16 protein-coding genes are annotated in these 21,571 nt (G+C 63.9%); 8 read left to right on the forward strand and 8 right to left on the reverse strand.

Annotated elements, in window-relative coordinates:
• Positions 1 to 7 precede the first annotated feature (7 nt).
• The gene (locus tag DFLDMN_RS27760; RefSeq protein WP_423198955.1) at positions 8 to 1,024 is read right to left on the reverse strand and encodes an SDR family oxidoreductase; all 1,017 of its coding nucleotides are present in this window, start codon (positions 1,022 to 1,024) and stop codon (positions 8 to 10) included.
• A 257-nt stretch (positions 1,025 to 1,281) separates the two neighbouring features.
• On the opposite strand from DFLDMN_RS27760, the gene ligD reads away from it, so the two are divergent.
• The 5 genes from ligD (at position 1,282) to DFLDMN_RS27785 (ending at position 8,152) form a co-directional block, all read left to right on the forward strand.
• Positions 1,282 to 4,335: a DNA ligase D gene (gene ligD, locus DFLDMN_RS27765; RefSeq protein WP_423198956.1), complete on the forward strand. Its 3,054-nt coding sequence runs from the start codon at positions 1,282 to 1,284 to the stop codon at positions 4,333 to 4,335.
• 272 nt (positions 4,336 to 4,607) lie between these two features.
• Entirely contained in the window at positions 4,608 to 4,835 is a 228-nt protein-coding gene (locus DFLDMN_RS27770) for a hypothetical protein (RefSeq protein WP_423198957.1), read from the forward strand.
• On the forward strand, positions 4,832 to 6,895 hold the full coding sequence (locus DFLDMN_RS27775; protein ID WP_423198958.1) for a response regulator: 2,064 nt from the start codon (positions 4,832 to 4,834) through the stop codon (positions 6,893 to 6,895). The genes DFLDMN_RS27770 and DFLDMN_RS27775 overlap by 4 nt, the downstream gene beginning before the upstream one ends.
• A 13-nt stretch (positions 6,896 to 6,908) precedes the next feature.
• Positions 6,909 to 7,046 carry a hypothetical protein gene (locus DFLDMN_RS27780; protein WP_423198959.1) on the forward strand — a complete coding sequence of 46 codons (138 nt, stop codon included), beginning with the start codon at positions 6,909 to 6,911 and terminating at the stop codon, positions 7,044 to 7,046.
• 8 nt (positions 7,047 to 7,054) lie between these two features.
• Positions 7,055 to 8,152, forward strand: a complete 1,098-nt coding sequence (locus tag DFLDMN_RS27785) for a Ku protein (protein ID WP_423198960.1) — start codon at positions 7,055 to 7,057, stop codon at positions 8,150 to 8,152.
• 134 nt (positions 8,153 to 8,286) lie between these two features.
• On the opposite strand, the gene DFLDMN_RS27790 is transcribed toward DFLDMN_RS27785, so the two are convergent.
• Positions 8,287 to 8,751, reverse strand: a complete 465-nt coding sequence (locus tag DFLDMN_RS27790) for a BON domain-containing protein (RefSeq protein ID WP_423198961.1) — start codon at positions 8,749 to 8,751, stop codon at positions 8,287 to 8,289.
• Between the two features lie 255 nt (positions 8,752 to 9,006).
• On the opposite strand from DFLDMN_RS27790, the gene DFLDMN_RS27795 reads away from it, so the two are divergent.
• Positions 9,007 to 9,246 (forward strand): hypothetical protein, encoded by a 240-nt coding sequence (locus DFLDMN_RS27795; protein WP_423198962.1) that lies wholly within the window; start codon positions 9,007 to 9,009, stop codon positions 9,244 to 9,246.
• Between the two features lie 620 nt (positions 9,247 to 9,866).
• On the opposite strand, the gene DFLDMN_RS27800 is transcribed toward DFLDMN_RS27795, so the two are convergent.
• The 5 genes from DFLDMN_RS27800 to DFLDMN_RS27820 all read right to left on the reverse strand — a co-directional run bounded on the left by DFLDMN_RS27800 (position 9,867) and on the right by DFLDMN_RS27820 (position 16,607).
• A complete protein-coding gene (locus tag DFLDMN_RS27800; RefSeq protein WP_423198963.1) occupies positions 9,867 to 10,205 on the reverse strand; it encodes a copper-binding protein in 339 nt (112 codons plus the stop codon).
• Positions 10,202 to 13,372, reverse strand: coding sequence for an efflux RND transporter permease subunit (locus DFLDMN_RS27805; RefSeq protein WP_423198964.1), 3,171 nt, complete (start codon positions 13,370 to 13,372; stop codon positions 10,202 to 10,204). Before DFLDMN_RS27805 ends, DFLDMN_RS27800 begins: the two co-directional genes overlap by 4 nt.
• Positions 13,369 to 14,898, reverse strand: a complete 1,530-nt coding sequence (locus tag DFLDMN_RS27810; RefSeq protein WP_423198965.1) for an efflux RND transporter periplasmic adaptor subunit — start codon at positions 14,896 to 14,898, stop codon at positions 13,369 to 13,371. Before DFLDMN_RS27810 ends, DFLDMN_RS27805 begins: the two co-directional genes overlap by 4 nt.
• Positions 14,895 to 16,196: a TolC family protein gene (locus tag DFLDMN_RS27815; protein WP_423198966.1), complete on the reverse strand. Its 1,302-nt coding sequence runs from the start codon at positions 16,194 to 16,196 to the stop codon at positions 14,895 to 14,897. The genes DFLDMN_RS27810 and DFLDMN_RS27815 overlap by 4 nt, the downstream gene beginning before the upstream one ends.
• Before the next feature lie 72 nt (positions 16,197 to 16,268).
• Complete coding sequence (locus DFLDMN_RS27820; RefSeq protein WP_423198967.1) at positions 16,269 to 16,607, reverse strand: copper resistance protein; 339 nt, start codon at positions 16,605 to 16,607, stop codon at positions 16,269 to 16,271.
• A 681-nt stretch (positions 16,608 to 17,288) separates the two neighbouring features.
• Here DFLDMN_RS27820 and DFLDMN_RS27825 point away from each other — a divergent pair.
• Together DFLDMN_RS27825 and DFLDMN_RS27830 are read left to right on the forward strand one after the other, a co-directional pair.
• Positions 17,289 to 20,024 carry a DUF6531 domain-containing protein gene (locus DFLDMN_RS27825; RefSeq protein ID WP_423198968.1) on the forward strand — a complete coding sequence of 912 codons (2,736 nt, stop codon included), beginning with the start codon at positions 17,289 to 17,291 and terminating at the stop codon, positions 20,022 to 20,024.
• A gap of 12 nt (positions 20,025 to 20,036) precedes the next feature.
• The gene (locus DFLDMN_RS27830) at positions 20,037 to 20,555 is read left to right on the forward strand and encodes a DUF6714 family protein (RefSeq protein WP_423198969.1); all 519 of its coding nucleotides are present in this window, start codon (positions 20,037 to 20,039) and stop codon (positions 20,553 to 20,555) included.
• A 176-nt stretch (positions 20,556 to 20,731) separates the two neighbouring features.
• On the opposite strand, the gene DFLDMN_RS27835 is transcribed toward DFLDMN_RS27830, so the two are convergent.
• Positions 20,732 to 21,475 (reverse strand): hypothetical protein, encoded by a 744-nt coding sequence (locus DFLDMN_RS27835; protein ID WP_423198970.1) that lies wholly within the window; start codon positions 21,473 to 21,475, stop codon positions 20,732 to 20,734.
• Positions 21,476 to 21,571 lie beyond the last annotated feature (96 nt).

The raw sequence follows: 21,571 nt of genomic DNA on the forward strand, positions 1-21,571 counted from the left end.
AGCCGGCTCAGCGCCGGCTGCGCAGCACGGCGGCCATCGCGGCCGAGGCGCCGAGCACGATGGCCATCGTGGCCAGCATCGGATGACGCGCGGAGGTGGTGTACGGACACGACTGCAGCGCGCGCCGCGTGCCGGTCCTTTCGATCAGGCTGTTGCCGCCGTCATAGAGCGCGTTGTCCTCGCGCGGGCCGGCCGGCATGCGGGTCTGCTGGGCCCGGCACATGAAGCGCCGCATGAAACGGTCGAACGCGTGCGGCGCATGGTAGGCCGCGGCGGAAAATGCCTTGGCGGCGCCGCCCACGAACAGGTCCCGGCGCGGATGCTCGGCCGCAAACAGAATGGCGTCCGCCGCCAGTGCCGGGTCGTAGAGCGGCGGCGGCTGTTGCGGCTGCACGTGCAGGAAGTTCTTGGCATGCGTGACCATCGGCGTTTCCAGCCCGGCCGGCTTGATCAGCGTCACCGAGATGGGCGCCTGCTCCTGTTCCAGCTCCAGGCGCAGCGTATCGGTAAAACCCTTGATGGCATGCTGCGATGCCGCATAGGCACTCTGCAACGGTAGCGGACCGTCGGCCGCTTCGCTCGCGATATTGATGATGGCGCCGCCGCTCTCGCGCACGCCGTTCTCACGCAGATGAGCGGCCGCCGCCAGCGACCCGTGGACCACGCCCCAATAGTTGGTGTCGAACAGGCGCCGCTGGTCTTCTAGCGGCACATCGCCATGGCGGCCGAAGATGGTCACGCCGGCGTTATTGATCCAGGTATCGAAACCGCCGAATCGCTCGATGGCCATCTGGGCCACATGGGCGACTTCCTCCTGCTTGCCGACGTCCGCCTTGACGATGATGACCTCGGTGCCATGCTCGCGCAGCTCCTCGGCCAGCTTCTGCAGCGACTCCTCGCTACGCGCCACCAGTACCAGTTTGGCGCCCAGCCTGGCCGCCTTGCGCGCCGTCACCAGACCGACACCACTGCTGGCGCCGGTCAGCACGATGACCTGCGATCCGATCTTCTTCAGGGCTTTCATTGGCTTCGCGTCCTTCTGCGTCCGTTCGCCCGGGCATACAGGCGGTGCTGGCCGGCACCCGGGTCACACTGCCGGCGACCGCATCGCCGTGACCTGTCGCAAATCCCGTTCCCGCCGCGCCGCCCGCCATCCGGCGTGCGCGGGACGCTCCGGCACGGTACGGAATTACAAAGCCGGCGATGTAGGACGGCCGCTTATTTCACGGGCGCCGCTTGCTGCATAAGCTGGTAATCACGCACACATGAGAGGCAGGCATCATGGCCAGAACCACATCCGCCGCAGGCTCGCCCCCCCGCGCGGCCACCGCGGCTACCGGAGCCCCCGGCAGCGCCCATCCCGCGCCCCTCGGCAAATACCGCCAGAAGCGCGACTTTGGCGCCACGCCGGAGCCGTCTGGCGAGACCGCCCGGCATACCGGGCGTGCGCGCCGCAAGCGCGTGCAGCCGCTCACGTTCGTCGTGCAGAAACACGCGGCGCGGCGGCTGCACTACGACTTCCGCCTCGAGCTCGACGGCACGCTCAAGAGCTGGGCGATACCCAAGGGGCCGAGCTACGACCCGGCCGACAAGCGCATGGCCGTGCATGTGGAAGACCACCCGCTCGATTACGCCAACTTCGAAGGCGTGATCCCGGCCGGCCACTACGGCGCGGGCACGGTCATCGTGTGGGACCGCGGCACCTGGATACCGGACGAGGACCCCGAGGCCGGCTATGCCGCCGGCAAGCTCAAGTTCGAGCTGCGTGGCGAAAAGCTGCAGGGGCACTGGACGCTGGTGCGGATGGGCGGCCGGCGCCAGCGCGACCAGGATGCCTGGCTGCTGATCAAGGAGCGCGACGACCTGGCGCGTGCGGCGGCGGATTTCGACGTGGTCGAGGCGATGCCCGACAGCGTGCTGGCGGGCACGGCGGTGGCGCAGCATCGCGCGAGCGGCGCGGTCGAGGGTGCGGTCAAGGGCGCGGATCAGAGCGCAAAAGCGGGCGCAAAACAGGGCGCAAAAAAGGGGGCAAAAAAAGGCGCCCAGGCGCACGAGGACCAGGACGACCACAAGAACGGGGACGGCGACGACGCGCCACCCAGGGCCACGCGCAAGAAAGGGGCCGCGGCGCGCCAGGCAAGCGCAAGCCGGGCCAGGGCCGCCAAGGCCAGCGGCGACACCGTTGCGCCACCCACGGGCGCCAGCAAAGCCGCCCTGCCACTCGCGCTCGCGCCACAACTGGCCACGCTGGTGGAGGCCCCGCCCACGGACGGCGAATGGCAATACGAAGTGAAGTTCGACGGCTATCGCCTGCTCGCGCGCGTGGATGGCGACGACGTGCGCCTGTTCACGCGCCAGGGCCACGACTGGACCAGCAAACTGCGGTCGCTCGCCGCCGAGGTGCGCGCGCTCGGCCTGCCTGACGGCTGGCTCGATGGCGAGATCGTGGTGGTGGACAAGCACGGTGTCACCGATTTCCAGGCGTTGCAGAACGCGTTCGAGACCGCGCATGTCGACACCATCCAGTACTACGTGTTCGACCTGCCCTACTACGCCGGCCACGACTTGCGCGCGGTGCCGCTCGACCAGCGACGCATGCTGCTGCGGCAGGTGCTGGCGGCCAAAGCCGCGCCGCGGGTGCGGTTCAGCGAGAGCTTCGAGGCGGACCCCGACGAGATGCTGAGCGCCGCTTGCCGCATGAAGCTCGAAGGGGTGATCGGCAAGCGGGTGGACTCCGCCTACGTCAGCGCGCGCGCGCGGACCTGGATCAAGCTCAAATGCACGCAGCGGCAGGAGTTCGTCATCGGCGGCTTTACCGACCCCAAGGGCAGCCGCAGCGGACTGGGCGCGTTGCTGCTCGGCGTGCACGATGCGCAGGGCAAGCTGCGCTATGTAGGGAATGTCGGCACCGGCTTCGATACCGCCACGCTCGATAGCCTGCGCAAGCAGCTCGATGCGCTGCCTGCCGATGCCACGCCATTCGCCGATCTGCCGCGCGGCGTGAAGGGACACTGGGTGCGGCCGAAGCTGGTGGCAGAGGTTTCGTTCGGCGCGTGGACGCAGGACGGCCGCATCCGGCATTCGGTCTTCCACGGCCTGCGCACGGACAAGCCCGCCGGCGCGGTATCGGTGGAGAAGCCGGTCAAGCCCGAGACGATGGCCGGGGAGACCGGCGCCAAGCGCGCCAAGACGGGCGCGGCCGGCGCCAAAGCCGGCACCCGGGCCACCGCCAGCACTGCGGCTAAGAGCGGGATAGCCAAGAGCGGGATAGCGAAGAGCGGGATAGCCAAGAGCAGGACAGCAAAGACCAGGACCAGCACTGCGGAGGCGAGCAACGTGACCAAGGCCACGACCGGAACGACATCCAGGACAGCCACCCGCACCGCGCGGGGCGCCAGGCAAACGCAGGCCACAAAGGAGACCCTGGTCGCCAGCGCCGGAAATGGCAACGCGGGCCGGATCGTGGTCAGCCATGCCGACCGCGTCATCGACGCTTCCACCGGACTTACCAAGGGCGACCTCGTGCGCTATTACGCGCGCGCCGCCGGTCTGCTGCTGCCGTTCCTCAAGGGCCGCCCGCTGGCCATGGTGCGTGCGCCGGCGGGCATCGACGGGCAGCAATTCTTCCAGCGCCATGGCGACACGCTCAACATCGACGGCATGAAGCAACTCGATCCCGAACTGTGGCCCGGGCACCCGCCCCTGATCGAGCTGACCTCGGAGGCCGCCATTGTCGCGGTGGCCCAGCTCAACGTCGTGGAATTCCATACCTGGAACGCCAGGGCCCGCACCATCGACAAGCCCGACCGCATCGTGTTCGATATCGACCCCGGCGAAGGCGTGGACTGGCCGCGCATCCAGGAAGCCGCCGGTCTCGTGCGCGCCATGCTGGACGCGCTCGGCCTGCAGGCGTACCTCAAGACCAGCGGCGGCAAGGGGTTGCACGTGGTGGTACCGATTGCCGCCCGCGCCGGCTGGGACGACGTGCGGGACTTCGCGCAGGACGTCGTCAGGCATATGGCGAAGACCATTCCCGACCGTTTCGTCGCCAAGAGCGGACCGCGCAACCGCGTGGGCAAGATTTTCATTGATTACCTGCGCAATGGTGTCGGCGCTACCACGGCGTCCGCCTATTCGGCGCGGGCCCGTCCGGGGCTCGGCGTCTCCATGCCGGTGAGTTGGGACGAGCTGGAAGACCTGACCTCGGCCGCGCACTGGACCATCGCCAACGTCGACGCCAGGCTCGACGAGATGACGCGCCATGACCCGTGGGCAGGCCATGACGCGCAGCGCCAGACGCTGACCCGCGCGCGCAAGCTGCTGGCCGACGCTTGAGCCGACGCACGGCGCCCAACCACTGTCGGCGTCCGTCCGTCAGCGGGTCTGCCATGCGCGGCACGCTTCTTGCCACCCTGGACGAAAACGCGAGCGTCTGGATACCTGACGGACATGCTACGAAGGGCAACCGAAGAGACACCACGCATGACACAGCAACTGCCGCCGCGCCGGGATGAGCCGCCGCGAACCCGCCGAAATCGGGCGCCATCGCGCGTCGCGGTCGGCACGGCAGCCCGGGGCGAGGCCTCCGGCAGCGCGGTCTCCATGGCATGAACGCAGCGCCGGATATTCATTTTCCATCGCACCAAAATTACAAGCAGTACGGCGAAGTGACGAGTAATTTTTACAAAACGGAACGATTCGAGTGGCGCGGAGGCGTCTCCCGCCCACACCGGATCAACAGAAATCGACCCTACGTGATGCTTCCGTATCAGAACGCGACTGACTTTTTTCCGATCATTGCCAATGCGGCGCGGTTTGCCGCCAGCCTGCCATGAACGACACGCCCGCCATTGCTTCCGCCCGTCGTCCGCTCATCCTGAACGTGGAGGACCGTGAGGGTCCACGTTACGTCAAGAGCCGAATCCTGCACCGGGCCGATTTCTCCGTGCTGGAGGCGTCCAACGGGCAGGCCGCGCTCTCGCTCGTGCGCCAGCACGCGCCGGAACTGGTGCTGCTCGGAACGCGGCTACCCGATATCGACGGGCTGGAGGTCTGCCGGCTGCTCAAGGCGGACCCGCGCACGGCACGTTCGCTCGTCCTGCTGACATCGCCGGGGGCGGCCGATTCCCATCGCCGTGCGCAGGCGCTCAATGCCGGCGCCGACAGTTTTCTGGTGGAACCGGTGGAGCCCGAGGAACTGGTGTCGAACATCAACGCGTTGCTGCGCATGCGCGGCGCGGAAGAGGCCTACAGCCGGACCTCGCAGGCGCTCCATGAAAACGAGGACCTGTTCCGGCAACTGGCGGAAGCGCTCGCCGATGTGGTCTGGATTCTCGATCCGTCGACGCAACGCTTCCTGTTTGTCAGCCCATCCTTCGAGGCGCTGTGGGGCCGTCCGGCGGCAGCCGTGCAGCAGGACCCGCGCCGCTGGATCCAGTGGCTGGTGCCCGAGGACCGTGCGCGCATGGAAACCGAGTGGCACAGCATGCTGCGCGATGGCCGGCTCGACACCGAGTTCCAGCTCGAACGTCCGACCGGCGAAATCCGGGAAGTCCATATGCGCGCGTTTCCGGTCCGCGGTGCGGACGGCCGCTGCCTGCGCGTGGCCGGCATCTGCCAGGACGTGACGCGTCACAACCGCGCCGAGCGCGCGCTGCATAACGAAGAGCGGCGCAAGGACGAGTTCCTCGCCATGCTCGCACACGAGCTGCGCAATCCGCTCGCACCGATGCGCAGCGCGGTTGACCTGCTTCAGCGCGGCGCGCCGTCGCGCGAAGACATGTTCCGCGCGCGCGATATCATTGGCCGCCAACTGCGCCATCTGACGCGCCTGGTCGACGATCTGCTCGATGTGTCGCGCTTCAACCAGGGCAAGATCACGCTGCGGCGCGACCTGGTCGAACTGCGCAGCGCGCTCAATACCGCGGTGGAAACCGTACGGCCGCTGCTCGAGACGCGCCATCACACGTTACGGCTGTCGCTGCCGGAGCAACCGCTACCGGTGTGCGGCGATATGGTTCGCCTCACGCAGATCTTCGCCAACCTGCTGCATAACGCAGCCAAGTACACGCCGGAAGGCGGTGCGCTTGCCGTGACCGCCACCGCCGCCGACGGCAAGGTTTGCGTGCGTGTCTCCGACAATGGCGCCGGCCTCTCGCCCGCATTGCAGCGCCAGCTGTTCGATCCGCTCGCACCCGAGGTGAGCGGCGCGCAGGACGGCGCGGTACGGGCGCCGCAGGCCGAGCACGACGACGAGTCGGTGGCCAGGATGCCGCAGAGCGCACACGGCGCCGGCGACCAGCCCATGCCTGACGCGCTTGCATCCGATGGCGACCCCGATCACCTGGCCGCACGCGAAGGCCCCGGCATCGGTCTCACGCTCGTGCAGAAGCTCGTGCTGCTGCATGGCGGCCGGGTCTCGGCGGAAAGCCCCGGGCCCGGCCAGGGCAGCACGTTTATCGTCGAGTTGCCGGTGGAGCCCTGGCAGCACTGGCATCCGTCCGCCGGCAAGCCGCGCGCGCCGGCCAGCACGGCCCACACCATCATGCTCATCGACGACAACGTCGACGCGCTCGAAGCCATGACCATGACGCTCGAGACGCTCGGCCATACCGTGGTGACCGCGTCCGATGGCAAGAGCGCCGTCGAACAGGCCGCCAGCGTGCGGCCGGACGTGGTGCTGCTCGACCTGGGCATGCCCGCCATGGACGGCTTTGAAACCGCGCGGCGGCTGCGCGAAATTCCCGAACTGCGCCACGCGCGACTGGTGGCGCTGACCGGCTTCGGCCAGCCCGACGACCGTCGCCGCACCCGTGCGGCCGGCTTCGATCTTCATCTCGTCAAACCCGCCGACCTCGACGCGATTACGCGTCTGCTGGAAGAACTCGATACCTGATCAGGAGAACAACGTGCATATCACGCCCGAACCCGACGTCGTGCCGCCGAAGCCCGAATCGCCGCCTCCCGAGCCGCCACCGGGTCCGCCGGAACCGGTCAACGATCCGCCGCCGGGCGATCTGCCGCCGCCGCCGCCACAACGCGCCTAGGACCGCCTATGTCGCGCATCATCTGGAAGGGCGCCATCAGCTTCGGGCTCGTCAATATTCCGGTGGTTCTCAAGCCGGCCTCGCGTTCGCATACGCTTGACCTGGACATGCTCGACAAGCGCGACATGGCGCCGATCGGCTACCAGCGCATCAACAAGCATACGGGCAAGCCGGTCGAGAGCGACGATATCGTCAAGGGGTACGCGTACGAGAAGGACGAGTACGTCGTGCTCAGCGACGAAGACTTCAAGCAGGCCAATGTCGAGGCCACGCAGACCGTCGATATCGTGAGCTTTGTCGACGCCGACAAGATCCCGCCCTACTACTTCGAGACGCCTTACTACCTGGAGCCGGACAAGCGCGGCGAACGCGGCTACGCGCTGCTGCATGAAACCATGCGCCGCACCGGCCGCGCGGCGCTCGCCATGGTGGTGTTGCGCAACCGCCAGCATCTGGCCGCGCTGCTCGTCTTCGGCAAGGCGCTGGTGCTCAACACCATGCGTTTTGCCGACGAGGTGTTACCAATCGAGGAGCTCAACCTGCCCAAGGGCAAGCAGGGTGCGACCGCGCGCGAGGTCGACATGGCCGAGAAACTCGTCGAGGACATGAGTGAGGACTGGGCTCCGGAGCAGTTCCGCGATACCTATCGCGACGACCTGATGGCGCTGATCGATGCCAAGATCAAAGCGGGCAAGACGCATCTGCTCACCCCGGCCAGCGAGGAAGGCGAAGCGCCGGCCAAGGGCGCCAAGGTCATCGACATGATGGCGTTGCTGCGCGAGAGCCTCGGCAAGCGCGGCAAGCGGGCGGAGCGGGCGACGGCAGAAGAGAAGACGGCCCGAGACGAGACCGCCGACGATGCGCCAGCCGGCAAAACGGCCAAGGCTGAGTCCAGGTCCAGGGCAGCCACCCGGGCAGCCGGAAAGAAGGCGCCCGCAAAGAGGGCCCCCGCAAGGAAGGCCGCGACAAAGAGGGCCACGACAAGAAAGACGGCCGCAGACAAGGTGACTGCGAAGAAGGTGGTTGCAAAGAAGGTGACTGCAAAGAAGGCGGCCGCAAAAAAGGCCGCTCCAGGACAGGCAGCGCCGCGCCGCAAGGCAGCCTGAAACCGGCGGTCACGCCGCCCGGTTTACCCGAGAGTCATGCGCTGCCGCCAGGAATAAAAAGACCGCGGCACTCGCGTGTCGCGGTCAGGCGCAATACGACTCTCGCCGCAGCGCATCAAGGAACCTGTTCCGGATTAATGCGACGACACCTTCAGTTCGTCGTTCACCGAGGCAACGCCATCGACCGAGCGAACGGTGGAGAGCGCCATTTCATGCTGGGACTTGGTCGGCACCGTGCCGGTCAGATTGACCACGCGATCCTTGGTCTTGACGTGAATGCCGGTTGCCTTGAGGTCCTTGGTGGTGAGCAGCTTGGCCTTGACCTTCGTGGTCAGCGCGCTGTCGGTGACGGCCTGCTTGGCATGATCGGCGTTCAGGTCGTTGGTGGCGGCAGGACGCTTTTCCTTGTCGCCCTCCGTGTGGCCCGGCATGCCCGGCGCGGAATTGGCGGGAGGCAAGTTCGAGTTATCGGACGTTGCCGCGACCTTCATGAACCCACCGCCGGCATGGGCGCCCATCTCAAGCGCGTGGGCGCCGCCAGCCGCGGCCAGTGCAGTCGCCACCAGGGCGATACGAAGGGTCTGTGCAGTCTTCTTCATGGCTCTCTCCTGTTGTATGGGTGAGTAGCCTACTCTCTGCAAATGGCGTACCAGGTGGTTACGCCCGGCGGTACCGCACGCGCACATGCCGCTGCCATGTAAAAACACCGCGCCGTTGTAAATCAGTGCGCCTATCAGGCAGCGCATGCGCTACCTGCAACAGCGGGAGATGAAAGCGGCCACACATTCGCGCCATGGCACAGCCATTGCACTGCTCTATGTGCGGCAGCCTCGCCGCGTGTCATGGAGACAGCAATGGGACAGCAGCAACAAGGGAATCCTTCCCAGTCGGGCCAGAAGCAGCAGGAGCAGATGCAGCCCGGCGAGCGTAACCAGCAAGGCAGCCAGGACCAACAGCGCCAGGGTGGCGGACAAATGGGCAACCAGGACCAACGCTCGGGCCAGTCGCAGCAACAAAGCGGCCAACAGGGCCAACAAGGTCAGCAAGGACAACAAGGCCAGCAGGGCCAACAGCAAAAGAACCGGCAGCAGTAAGGCACGGTTATCACGCACCATATCGCATGGAGGAGGTTGGACCTCTCTCCGGTTTCCATAGGTAGCGGGCCGGGGAGAACGGAGGGAAGCCGAGGTCAACGCGATGCGATCGCATCGGTCAGCCAACGCTTCCGCTCCCGCCCTCTCCCGCTGCAGCATCGCGGGAGAGGGATCATCGATTTCATGCGCGCGTTTGCTGGGTCCTTCGCGACATCTCCACGGTTGTCGCATCGTGCCAACGGTCTACGGCACGATCACTGACATAAGGACCCACAGCCGGGGCACCCTCTCAGGGTGCCCCGGCTTCTGTATTGAGTTTCTCGCGGTTGAGGGTTGCCAATGTTGGCATCCATTTCCGACGGGAGCGAAATCGTGAAGGACGACGCGACAGCGATTTGGCGCAGATGCGCAGGCCTGGCGATGGGCCCGGGGTCGCAGAACGACCCTTCTCAGTCATCAGCTTAGTCACTCCCGATGGCGGCTTATGGGAGGTGAGCGGTCACCGATCGCGAAGCGCAGTGGTCCGCATCAATTGGGGGCTCCAACTTATAGGAGATCCGATGCATTGAGTCGCAGGACAATTGCATGCCACCTACAGCGCCGGCATGCAATCGCGCGCACTACCGCCGCTTCATGTCTACGATGGCCGGCTCGCCATTGACCTTGTCGAACGTAACGGAAACCGCGTCCCCCTCCTTGAAGTTCCTCAGTGATGCGCGTTCCTTGACGGGAAACGCCATCACCATGGCAGGCATGCCAAGGTTGTCAATTGGGCCGTGCTTGAGCGTTACCTTCCCGGTTTGGACATCGATCTTCCTGACTTCCGCGGCGACAGGCTGCGAAGTTTTCGGCGAGGAAGCAGACGGCTTCATGTCCATGCCGTCCATGGATCCGGCGGCGAACGCCGCCGGGGCGACCATGAAGGAGACAACGAATGCGAGGGTGTTGACGTGTTTCATTGCATTTCCTCTTTAAGCGAGTGGTGGGTGGAACGGGAAACAGCTTTTGTCTGGCGTTTACGTATCAGCAGGTACACCGCCGGGACAACGAACAGGGAAAGCAAGGGCGCGGTCACCATGCCACCGACCATCGGGGCAGCAATGCGCTGCATGACCTCCGAGCCCGTGCCATGCGACCACATGATGGGAATGAGGCCAGCGAGAATGACCGCGACCGTCATGGCTTTGGGACGGACACGCTGCACCGCGCCTTGCTGAATGGCTTCCAGCAGCATGGGCAGGTTTGCTTCCGCGCTGGCTTCGCGCTCGCGCCAGGCATGTTTGAGGTAGAGCAGCATGATCACGCCGAACTCGGCCGCCACGCCGGCCAATGCGATGAAGCCGACCACGCCCGCAACCGACAAGTTGTAGCCAAGCCCGTAGAGCAGCCAGAAGCCGCCAATAAGCGCCAGCGGCAACGTGCCCATGATCAGCAGTGCTTCATCCAGACGGCCGAACACCAGATAGAGCAGAACGAAGATGATCAGCAGTGTGAACGGCACCACCACCTTCATCTTTGCGGTGGCCCGCTCCAGGTATTCGAACTGCCCCGACCAACTGAGAGAATAGCCCGCTGGCATTGGCACCGCCTTTGCCACGACTGCCTGCATGTCATGGATCGCCGAACGCAGATCGCGTCCGCGAATGTCGACGTAGATCCAGCCGGAGAGCCGGGCGTTTTCGCTGCGTAGCATCGGCGGGCCTTGCACCACCTCCAAGCGTGCCACGTCGGACAGGGTGATCTGCTGCCCTCGATCCGTGACGATGGGCAACGCGCGCAATTGGTCCACCGAATCGCGGTAATCGCGTGGATAACGGACATTGATTGGAAAGCGCGCCAATCCGTCGACCACTTCCCCGACGTTGTCGCCACCGACCGCCGAGGACACGATGCTCTGGACGTTGTCGATATTCAGGCCGTAGCGGCCCGCCGCCATCCGGTCGATATCGACGTCGATATAGCGCCCGCCAGACAGACGCTCGGCCAATGCGGAGGAAACACCCGGAACGGCTTTCACGGCTTCCTCGATGCGCGAGCCAAGCCGATCGATCTCCTTCAGGTCGGTTCCCGCCACCTTGATGCCCACGGGGCTCTTGATGCCGGTGGCCAGCATGTCGATCCGGTTGCGGATCGGTGGCACCCAGATGTTCGACAGGCCCGGCACCTTCACCACGCGATCGAGTTCTTCGACGAGCCTGTCCGGCGTCATGCCGGCGCGCCATTGATCCCGCGGCTTGAACTGGATCGTGGTTTCGAACATCTCCAACGGCGCGGGATCGGTCGCGGAGTCCGCGCGGCCCGCCTTGCCGAACACGGTGGCAACTTCCGGGAATGTCTTGATCAGCCTGTCCGTCTGCTGGAGCAGTTGCGCGGCCTTGCCCACGGAAAGGCCGGGTAGCGCGGAGGGCATGTACAGCAGGTCACCCTCGTCGAGAGGCGGCATGAACTCGCCGCCAACGCGCGAAATCGGCCACGCGGTCGCGGCCAGCAGAACCGCTGCAATGGCCACCGTGGTCTTCGGATAGGTCAGCACCTTGGCCAGCATTGGCTGGTAGGCGCGTATCAGCCACCGGTTGAGCGGATTGGATTGTTCGCTCGGAATCCTGCCCCGGATCATATAGCCCATCAGTACGGGCACCAGGGTCACCGACAACCCGGCGGCTGCGGCCATCGAGTATGTCTTGGTGAAGGCCAGCGGCGAGAACAGCCGTCCCTCCTGCGCTTCCAGCGTGAATACCGGCACAAAGGAGAGTGTGATGATCAGCAGCGAGAAGAACAGCGCAGGGCCCACCTCCGCCGCCGATTCGCCGATCACCTGCCAGCGCTCCTCCCCGGAGAGTGGCCTGCCGGGATGGTCCGCATGCCAGTGTTCGAGATGCTTGTGCGCATTCTCGATCATGACGACCGCGGCATCGACCATCGCGCCGATGGCAATGGCGATGCCCCCCAACGACATGATGTTTGCATTGACGCCCTGATAGCGCATGACCAGGAACGCGGCTAGCACTCCCAACGGTAGCGAAACGATGGCCACCAGTGCCGAGCGCAGGTGGAACAGGAAGATCAGACAGACCAGCGCGACGACGATGAACTCTTCGGCGAGCTTGTGCGTCAGATTGTCCACCGCGCGATTGATCAGGGACGAGCGGTCGTACGTGGCGACGATCTCGACGCCTGCCGGCAGGCTCTTCTGGAGCACGGCGAGCCTGGCCTTGACTGCCTCGATGGTTTCCAGCGCGTTCTTGCCCGAGCGCATCACGATGACACCGCCGGCGACCTCGCCTTCGCCATTGAGCTCGGCGATACCGCGCCGCAACTCGGGACCGAGCTGTACCGTGGCCACATCGCCGAGCCGTACAGGAATGCCGGCTTCGCGGGTCACAAGCGGAATCTGCCGGAAATCATCGAGGGTCTTCAGATACCCCGACGCTCTAACCGCATATTCGGCCTCGCCAAGTTCAAGCACCGAGCCGCCAGCCTCCTGGTTCGCGCCCTTCAAGGCCTCCAGGATCCTCGACTGGGGGATGTTGTAGGCGCGCAGCTTGTCCGGCTGCAATACGACCTGATACTGCTTCACCATGCCGCCGATGGGAGCCACCTCGGCGACATTGGGCAGTGACTTCAACTCGAAGCGCAGGAACCAGTCCTGCAGCGCGCGTAGTTGCGAGAGGTCGTGCCGCCCGGTCTTGTCCACCAGCGCGTACTCATAGATCCAGCCCACCCCGGTGGCATCCGGCCCTAGCGCCGGTTTGGCGGCCGCCGGCAAGCGTGACTGCACCTGATTCAGGTACTCCAGCACGCGCGAGCGCGCCCAGTACAGGTCGGTGCCGTCCTCGAACAGGACGTAGACGAACGAATCTCCGAAGAAAGAGTATCCGCGTACAGTCTTGGCCCCTGGCACGGACAGCATGGTCGTAGTCAGCGGATAGGTGACCTGGTTTTCGACCAGTTGCGGTGCCTGCCCGGGAAATGGCGTGCGGATGATCACCTGCACATCGGACAGGTCTGGCAACGCATCCAGCGGTGTACTGCGCACCGCCCACAGCCCCCACGCCGTGAGCATGACCGTGGCCAGCAGCACCAGGAAGCGATTGCGTATCGACGCCAGGATGATGCGCGCGATCATGGCTTGGCTCCTTCCGCACCGGCCGGCTGTACCGACGATAGCGTGGCGGTACCGTCCTGGCCTTGGCTAAAACGGAACCGGATGCGGTCGCCGGGCTTCAACCCCCTGAGCATCGCAGGATCATGCGCGGGGAAATCCATCGTCATCGCACCCCACTGCGCCGAAGGAATCGGTCCATGCGAAATCGTCAAGCCCGCGGCGTTCACGGCTTCGATGCGACCGATCCCCTCATGCTCCGACACAGTGGCGGCGGGCGCGGATGGATCGGCCGGCGATGCCAGCCGGCCCGAGGTGCCGCGCAGGCTGGCTTCGGAATCGATCAGGAACTGGCCCGATGTCACCACCTTTTGCCCGGCATTCAGTCCGGAGACGACTTCGGTCATGCCATCGGATTCTTGGCCGGTGCGGATTTCCGTGGCCACATAACCTTGCGGCCCCACATCGACCATGACGACGTTGCGCTGGCCCGTACGAATCACGGCATCGGATGGAATCTGCAGTACGTCCTGGCGATCGCCGCCGTCGAACCGCACGCTGGCGAACATGCCGGGCACCAGCCGGTGTTGCCTGTTGGGCAGGACGATACGTACCTTGAAGGTGCGCGTGGCGGAGTTGACGTCGGGCAGGATCGCATCCACCTTGCCGTTCACGGGTTCCGGGGCGGCGGCGGCCGATACCGTGACCGATTGTCCCGGTGCAATACGGCGCGCCTGTGCTTCCGGCACTTCGGCGATCACCCAGACCTGACCGAGATCCGCCAACCGGAAAAGTGTCATGCCTGGGGCGACCGTCATGCCTTCGCGCACGGCGATCTCGGTGACAACGCCGTCCAGCGGGCTGACGATGCCCTGCCCCGTCTGCAGTTTGCCCGAACGGGCGACGGCATCGGCTTGCCCCGGCGTCATGCCGGCCTGCCGCATGCGCGCTTTTGCCGCATCCGCGAGGTCCCCCTGCAACGCTGGGGGCATTCGGGCGACGGCCAGGTACTCCTCCTGCGCCGCCACCCAGTCGGGCGCATAGACCGTGATCAGCGTCTGCCCCTTTCGGACGGCATCGAGCGTGGCTCGCACGCCCACATGCTGCACAAAGCCGGTGGTGCGTGCCTGGATCACCTGGATGCTGCGCTCATCGATAACGACATTGCCGGGTGCCTCGAGCGTGGCTCCCATACGACCGGTCTTGACTTCAGCGGTGCGAATGCCCAGGTTCTGCGTCACGCGACTGTCGATGGAAACTCCACTGCCGCCGGCGTCGCCGCCGTCGGCATAGACCGGTACCAGTTGCATGTCCATGAAGGGCGATTTTCCAGGCTTGTCGAAGCGCTGGCCGGGCACCATCGGGTCGTGCCAATAGAGAACCCTTTTGCCCGTTTGCGGATCGGTATCGCCGGTTTTCGCCGTCGCGCCCGTCGCCGGCTTGCCGGGCATTGTGGACGTGCCCTGCGAAACGCCGAAGCGATAGCCGGCATATCCGGCCGCGCCGATCATGACCACGCACGCAGCCGCAAATTTCAGTCGCGGGTTCATTTGAAGTCCTTGGAGGCTGGTTCGGTTTGTGCGGTGGGCAGTGGCGTCAGGAATGTCAGTTCGGCCCAGAGCCTCGCCGTGCGTCGTTCCAGGGTTAGCCGTTCCAGTGCCGTATCGATGGCGCGATGATTGGCCTCAGCCACCGCCAGCAGCGAACCCGTGTTGTTGCGATAGGCTGTCAGGGCAGCTTCCGCCTGCGCATTGGCCAGCGGCAGCGTGGCGTCGTCATAGCGCTTGAGCCGTTCAAGGTTCCCGCGCAGTTCCGCGACGCGCGCGCCAACGACGGCGTTGGTATCGCGCTGCACAATCTCCGCTTTGGCGCGCGCCTCGGTGGCCTGCGCGAGTCGCGCGGACACTTCGCGATCCTGACGGTTTGCACGATCCCACGGTAGCGGGAAGCTTACGTTGATCGAAGCCAGGTTCGAGTAAGCCGAGCCGCGCTGGCTGTACATCAGCTCGACGCTGATATCGGGCTTGCGCGCTTCCGTCGCCAGGCGTACCTCGCTCTCTGCAAGTGTCACATCGCGCTGCGCCGCTGCAATTTCCGGCACGCCGTCATAGCGCGCACGGACGAGTTGCTCGACACGATCCGGGACGCCGAGGGCCGGGCGGTCGCCGAGCGGACGTGTGGCATCCGCGCCGATCCAGCGCGAGAGATTGACGGTGGCAGCATCGAGCACCGCCTGGTTTTCGCTTTCGCGGTCCTGCAACTTCTGCACTTCCAGTTGGGCGGCCAGTACGTCGGCGCGCGTGCCGCGGCCACTGCGATAGGCAGCGTTGGCGGCTTCGAGCGCGAGGTTCAGTGGGTGCGCGTGGTGGCCCAGCAGGGTTCGCTCCCGCTCCGCGTACCAGCGGTCGATCCAGGCGGCGACGGCGCTGCGCTGAACATTGGTCACGCCGACGATGCGCCGCGCATCGGCGGAATCGGCCTCGGCTTCGAACCGTGCAGTGCGTGCCCGTCGCTTGTCGGCGCGCGTGAATTCCTGCAGGACGCTGATCGACCGCGTGGTCATGGAATCTCGGCTCAGTGAGCCGGTGTCTGAACCGCTGACGGGGACATCGTTCAGCCCGACCTTCAGAATCGGATCGGGTAACTGGCCGGCGGCGACAGACTGTTGCAAGGCGGCTTCGATGGCGCCGTGCGAGTTCTCGGCATCTTGCGCACGCGCCGTGGCGAGCGCGGCGGCTTCTTCAATGGATAACGTGGGGGCGGCAAGCGGGGGCGCTGCAAGCGCTACCGACATGCCGAGGGCGGACGCACATAGGAGCGCCAGCTTCAGGCAAAGAGAGAAAGACATAAAGTCTCCGGAAACGACAACCACCGCTCCCTCGATACAGGGGGCGAGAAGAATGTGGCGTAGTTTCGGAGGCTAGGTGCGCAAACAGCAGTGGAGGATGGCGTGCGGAGGTGGTGAGGCACGCGGCTGGTGCTTCGCGCGAAGCGCAAAGAACGGCGCGGCGTCCCCCACGGTAGGTTCGACGATGATGCTGGCGAGAACGGGGATAAATGCGGGAATCTGCGGCGCAGCGTGGTCGGCGTGCTTCGTATCGGCCTGACAATGGCTCATACAAAGCGCCTTTTGACTGTCGCTCGGCGTGGCATCCTGTTCGGCCATGTCGGCGCAGGACACCATGGCTCCCATCGGCGCCTGTTCCGTTGGCTTGCTTTCACCCATATTGCAGGCGTAGGCGGCCGTTGCCAGTTGCACTGACAGAAACACCACCAGAAGGAATCCGGCAATCCATGAATGCCGGCGGGACAAGTCACGCACGATCGTCGAGGATATCAAAGCAGCGCAAAGCATAACTGCTTTTGGGTAGATTGCAACTGCGAACCTTCAGGCACGCCGGCAGCACGATCGGCAGCCGGCGCTCCCGAGGTACACCTGCGTTATGCAAGACGCCAGGCGGCGAACGGTGATCGTACCTCTCACGATTTCGAGTGGCGACATTAAAGCACTCGAAGCGTAGACGATTCCACTATGGGAACGTCAAGCGATTTATGCAGCCTCAGTCCGAGCCTTTAGTGCGCAGGTCATGGGCTCGTCGAGAGACCCAAACCAGAACCTAAGCGGCCAGTGGACTAAGGTTCAAGAGCGGCACAAAAAATGATGGCCGATGAGCGCCGGCCGGCACCGCCTCAGGTGGCAGCCTCCGACCCTACTGGGACATCGAGTGAGACGGCCACCACGTCCGCTTTCACCTTCGAAACAGCCTTCGGCAAGCCTCGGATGGTGTGGCATCGGAAACTCATAGGGCGGCGCGGAGTTAATTCTAATTCATATGGGATGTGAGATTTGCGATACATCCGAGCCTATTAGAACGAATACACTCGGCAGGCAGGATTTCATCGTTGCATCCCAAGAAGTGCACATGAAAGGGCCAACTCGATGCTCCGCCGCCGCATCCTTTCTCAATTTTTGTGTGGGCTGGTTCTATTATTGAACGCGCAGTACAGCCGTGCTTCTCCCCCGCTTTCCTTCTGGTACACGGACTACAACGGCAACTACGGACCATTACACACGAGTGTAGAGTCGGCATGCGCCAATTTTGATAACTGGGTATTCCCCGGTTACACCTTTAAGCCCGGCGCGAGAACAGCAACTTCGGTTACCTGTGACGTGTATATCAATGGCGTCCAACCCAGCGACGACTACATACGAAGGTTGTTGGCGAAGGCGGCTTGGATCAAGGAAATCTGTATTGATCCGGTGCGTAGGACCTATGATCCATACTGGAAGCGCGATCCCAACAAGAGTCTGGAAGATCAATGCCCTGACTTGCCCCGCGCGACGGAAAATGCTTGCTCAGTTGGCAATCCGGTTGCGCCGCTGACCGGGCAAAAGACGCAGCCGGAACCAGCGGATTTTCAATCGGTCGGGCCGCATCCCCTTGTCTTCCGCAGAACCTTCCGCTCCGAAGCGGGCCGCTATGGAGCGGGCGCCGGATCGATTGGAACTGGTTGGAGCCATAACTGGCAGCGTTCGCTAAGTCTTCTATTGATCACGGACGCCTCCCCTACCGTCACCGCATTTAGAGACGATGGAGGGCCTGTGCGCTTTGTTCGTAGCGGGCAGGATTGGGTGACAGCGGAAGGTCGTAGCAGGGATCGGATAGTCAGTGGCGCCGGAGACGCGGGCGTGGGGGCTTGGCAATACCTCGTGGCGGATACTGGCGCGATCGAATCCTACGACTCGGACGGACGTCTGCTTCGCGTCACCGAGCGTAACGGCTGGTCAATGGTGCTCACCTATACAAACGTTGCAAGTCCGGAAGCTCCAGGCGGCACAGCCAGCTTGCTGGCTAGCGTGCGCAATCAATTCGGCACGACGCTGCTTTTCACTTATGACGCCAAAAACCGTGTTCAAACACTTATCTCGCCGGATGGCAGGCAGATTCAATATGGGTACCAGTCGGACGGGTCGATTACCGTGACCTGGCCGGACCAAACCGTTCGCCGCTATCACTATGGTGAGGACCTGCCGGGCTTTCAGAGCTTTCTGCCTGGGCGCCTCACCGGAGTTACCGATGAACTTGGCAAACGCTTTGCGACGTACACCTACAAGTACGCAAGTGGCGGTCCTTTGGATGGCTTTGTACTGAGCGAGGAACATGCTGGCGGCGTCGACAAGCTGTCTTTCAGCTACGGCACGAATGCCACTCTGGTGACGGACAGCAACGCGCTGACGCGCAACTTCAATTACCAACTGGCCGGCAAGCTGCGGCAACCCACCGGTGCGTCAGGATCGAGCCCCATTGGCGATCCGTTCAACACGATCCAATACGACTCCGGCAACAACGTCAGCCGCACGGTCGATCGCAATGGCAACGATACGCGCTACAGCTACGACGCGCTCGGCCGCGAGACCCAGCGCATCGAGGGCTACGGCACTGCCGATGCGAAGACCACGACCACCGACTGGCATCCGACGTGGAATCTGCCGCTGAAAGTGGCTGCGCCAGGGCGGGTCGACTATTTCAGCTACGATGCGAAAGGACAGGTGCTGACTTATGGCTGGTATCCAACCAACGACGCCGGCGGCAGCCAGGGGCTCAACGCCCAGCCGTCCGGCGACGTGGCGAGCACGACTTGGACCTATGGCGCAAACGGCCTGGTTGCGACGGCCGTCGATAAGCTTGGAGACACGGTCACTGGCCAATGGACCTTAGCTTACGATGCCCAGGGCAACCTGGCTTCGGTGACGAACATGGCGGGGCAGACGGGTACAGCCGTGCAATATGATGCCGCGGGCAGGTTGCTTGAAGCTGTGGATGTCAGCGGATCTCGCATCAAGTACGCCTACGATGCGCGCGGTCGCATGACGGATATCGATATTGATGGCATCCATACACGGTACGAGTACGATGCGGTAGGTCAGCTTGTGGGCGTCGTCGGACCGTTCGATCTGGTCACCCGCTACACCTATGACGCCGCCCATCGGCTGATCCAGATCCTGGACAACATCACGATCCCGGAAGTCCCTGACGAATCGAGCCTAGTTAGCCCGTTTGCAAGGGATGGTGCCCCCTCTCCCTCGTCGCTGGCTTCCATTTCTAACCGACTGGCATCGAGATGGAATGCAGTATTGCGGTGGTTGAAGGGCTGGCTATCGGGTGTAATCAGCTCGGCGCATGCCCAACCGGCGCCGTCATTTCCGAACCAGTACACGCCCCCCATTCAGCCAGGACAAAGCATGCCGGCTTACCTGGGTTCGAGTGTCGCCTCTGATTTGGATCCGAGTCTCACTAGAGAGAAGGCGACCCCTGGCCTGTATGTCTTGAAGTTCCTCGTAAAAGTGCAGCAAGCATGCGGACAAGCTTTTTCGCAGGTTGTCGACAAGTTGTTCAGCAAGAGCGAGCCGCCCGGAGATTGCGACTGGAATAAGTACACGCAACTACGTGACGCCGTTGAGGCAGAGTGCAAGGATGTCGGAGCATTCAGTTGCCGCACCTCAGATGCTCGTGATTTGCTACAGTACAAGCGAGCACAGGCTCTGCGATGTGCGATGGCACGGACAAGAATCATGCGGACTTGCTTTAGGGGCGGCGACGAGGAACATGAGATACCCGAGAGAAACGCTTGGCGGGCGGTTGCCAGGTGCGATTCGTATTTGGCGCAACCGTAATTGGAGTTTTGAATGGACGCCAAAAAAATAGCCACCACAATCATCGAGGCTTTCGGCGAAATTGAGCCACCGCCATCGTGGTCCATCGTGAGCAGTAGGGAGGGCCATGAGCCCGCTTTGGTAGAAAAGACTTTCGCTGGGAAGCTGTGGAACGAGCTTACTGATGAAGAGCTCGATCGCGATCCTGCACTTGCCTTCTTTTCTGCAGAGGCGTTTCGATACTATCTACCTGCCTATTTGATTCGAGAGCTTGAAGGCCACGAATTTCAGCAGAACCATTTGGCTTTCATGCTCACGTATGGCTTGACGGACGGTGAGCGGAACAAGCTCGTCAATCCGCGAAGGTATGGAGAACTTACGGCTTGGGACAGTGCGACGCACAAGTTCGCACCGCTGACCAAGCGACAGGTGAAAGCAATCGTTGAATTTCTCAAGTTTCGGGCGGAAAAAGATCGAGAGGAGGCACCATTCGACTATCAGCTTGTCTCCGAAGCATTGAACAATTACTGGATTCCCCGAAGCCGAGGGTAGGCTACTGCTACTGGTGCAATTCCGCACCTCGCGACGTGCATCTAGGAGAAGGACTCGGTAAACGTCGTTGACCGTTGCCGCTGCATTGCGGACGCCCACCGCCCCATGGACAATGGCCGCTCATGGCCGAACCCGGTCCGATGCTCCCCCGCTCCTGCAGCAGCGCCGTCGACAATTCACGCCGGCCGCGGATTGGTGACCGGAATTTCGCGTGGGATAAGTTCGCGTACGCAGGCGTCGCGGGCCTGGGTGCCGGCGGCGATGACGTATGGCGTGATGGCGCGCATCAGGCGCACGAAGCCGTTGTCGCGCAGGAACGCGGCGACCTCCGGCGACTTGGCGAGGCGGTTCATCTCTTCGACTTCGTCATCGGTGAAGCTTGCGCGGTTGACGGTCTTGTTGGCAATGACGAGTTCTATCATCTTGGTGCCGACCGGCGATTCGAATACCACCGCCAGTTCGATCGGCAGGGTCGGATCGGTGAACGTCAGTGCGAAGGCCGGACGTACGACCTGTTCCAGCATCTCGGGCGTCAGCTTGGCGTGCGCGCACGCGGCCAGTTTTTCCTTGGGAATCGGGCCGATCTTGTCCGGCATGCGCGCGAACGCGCGATCCATGCCCACGATCATCAACCGCGTGACGTTCATCGAGCGGATCAGCCGTGTCAACGCCGTATTGAGATCGAGCGCCGCGGCGCCAGCGGGCAGTGGCGGCAGCACGAGGGCCTGGTCCGTGGACGACTGCGGCCGCGGCGACTGTGTCGGGGACAGTGATGGTGCTGGCAGCCGGGCCGCCGCGGGTGAGCTGGCGGGCATCTCGCTGGCGGGCGTTTCCGCTTTCTGCGCGCCGGGGGACACGCACGCTGTGGCAAACGCGATGGCAACCAGACCCGATACCGTACCGCGGACGATGCCCCACATGATAGACCCCGCTGTCTGCGTGACCATGACACGCGCCATGGCGTCACAGCGCCGATTGTAGTGAGGAAATTCTGCCTTGTCCGAAGCCCTTGTCCG

It is taken from the genome of Cupriavidus sp. H19C3, assembly GCF_049393815.1.
GTDB lineage: Bacteria > Pseudomonadota > Gammaproteobacteria > Burkholderiales > Burkholderiaceae > Cupriavidus.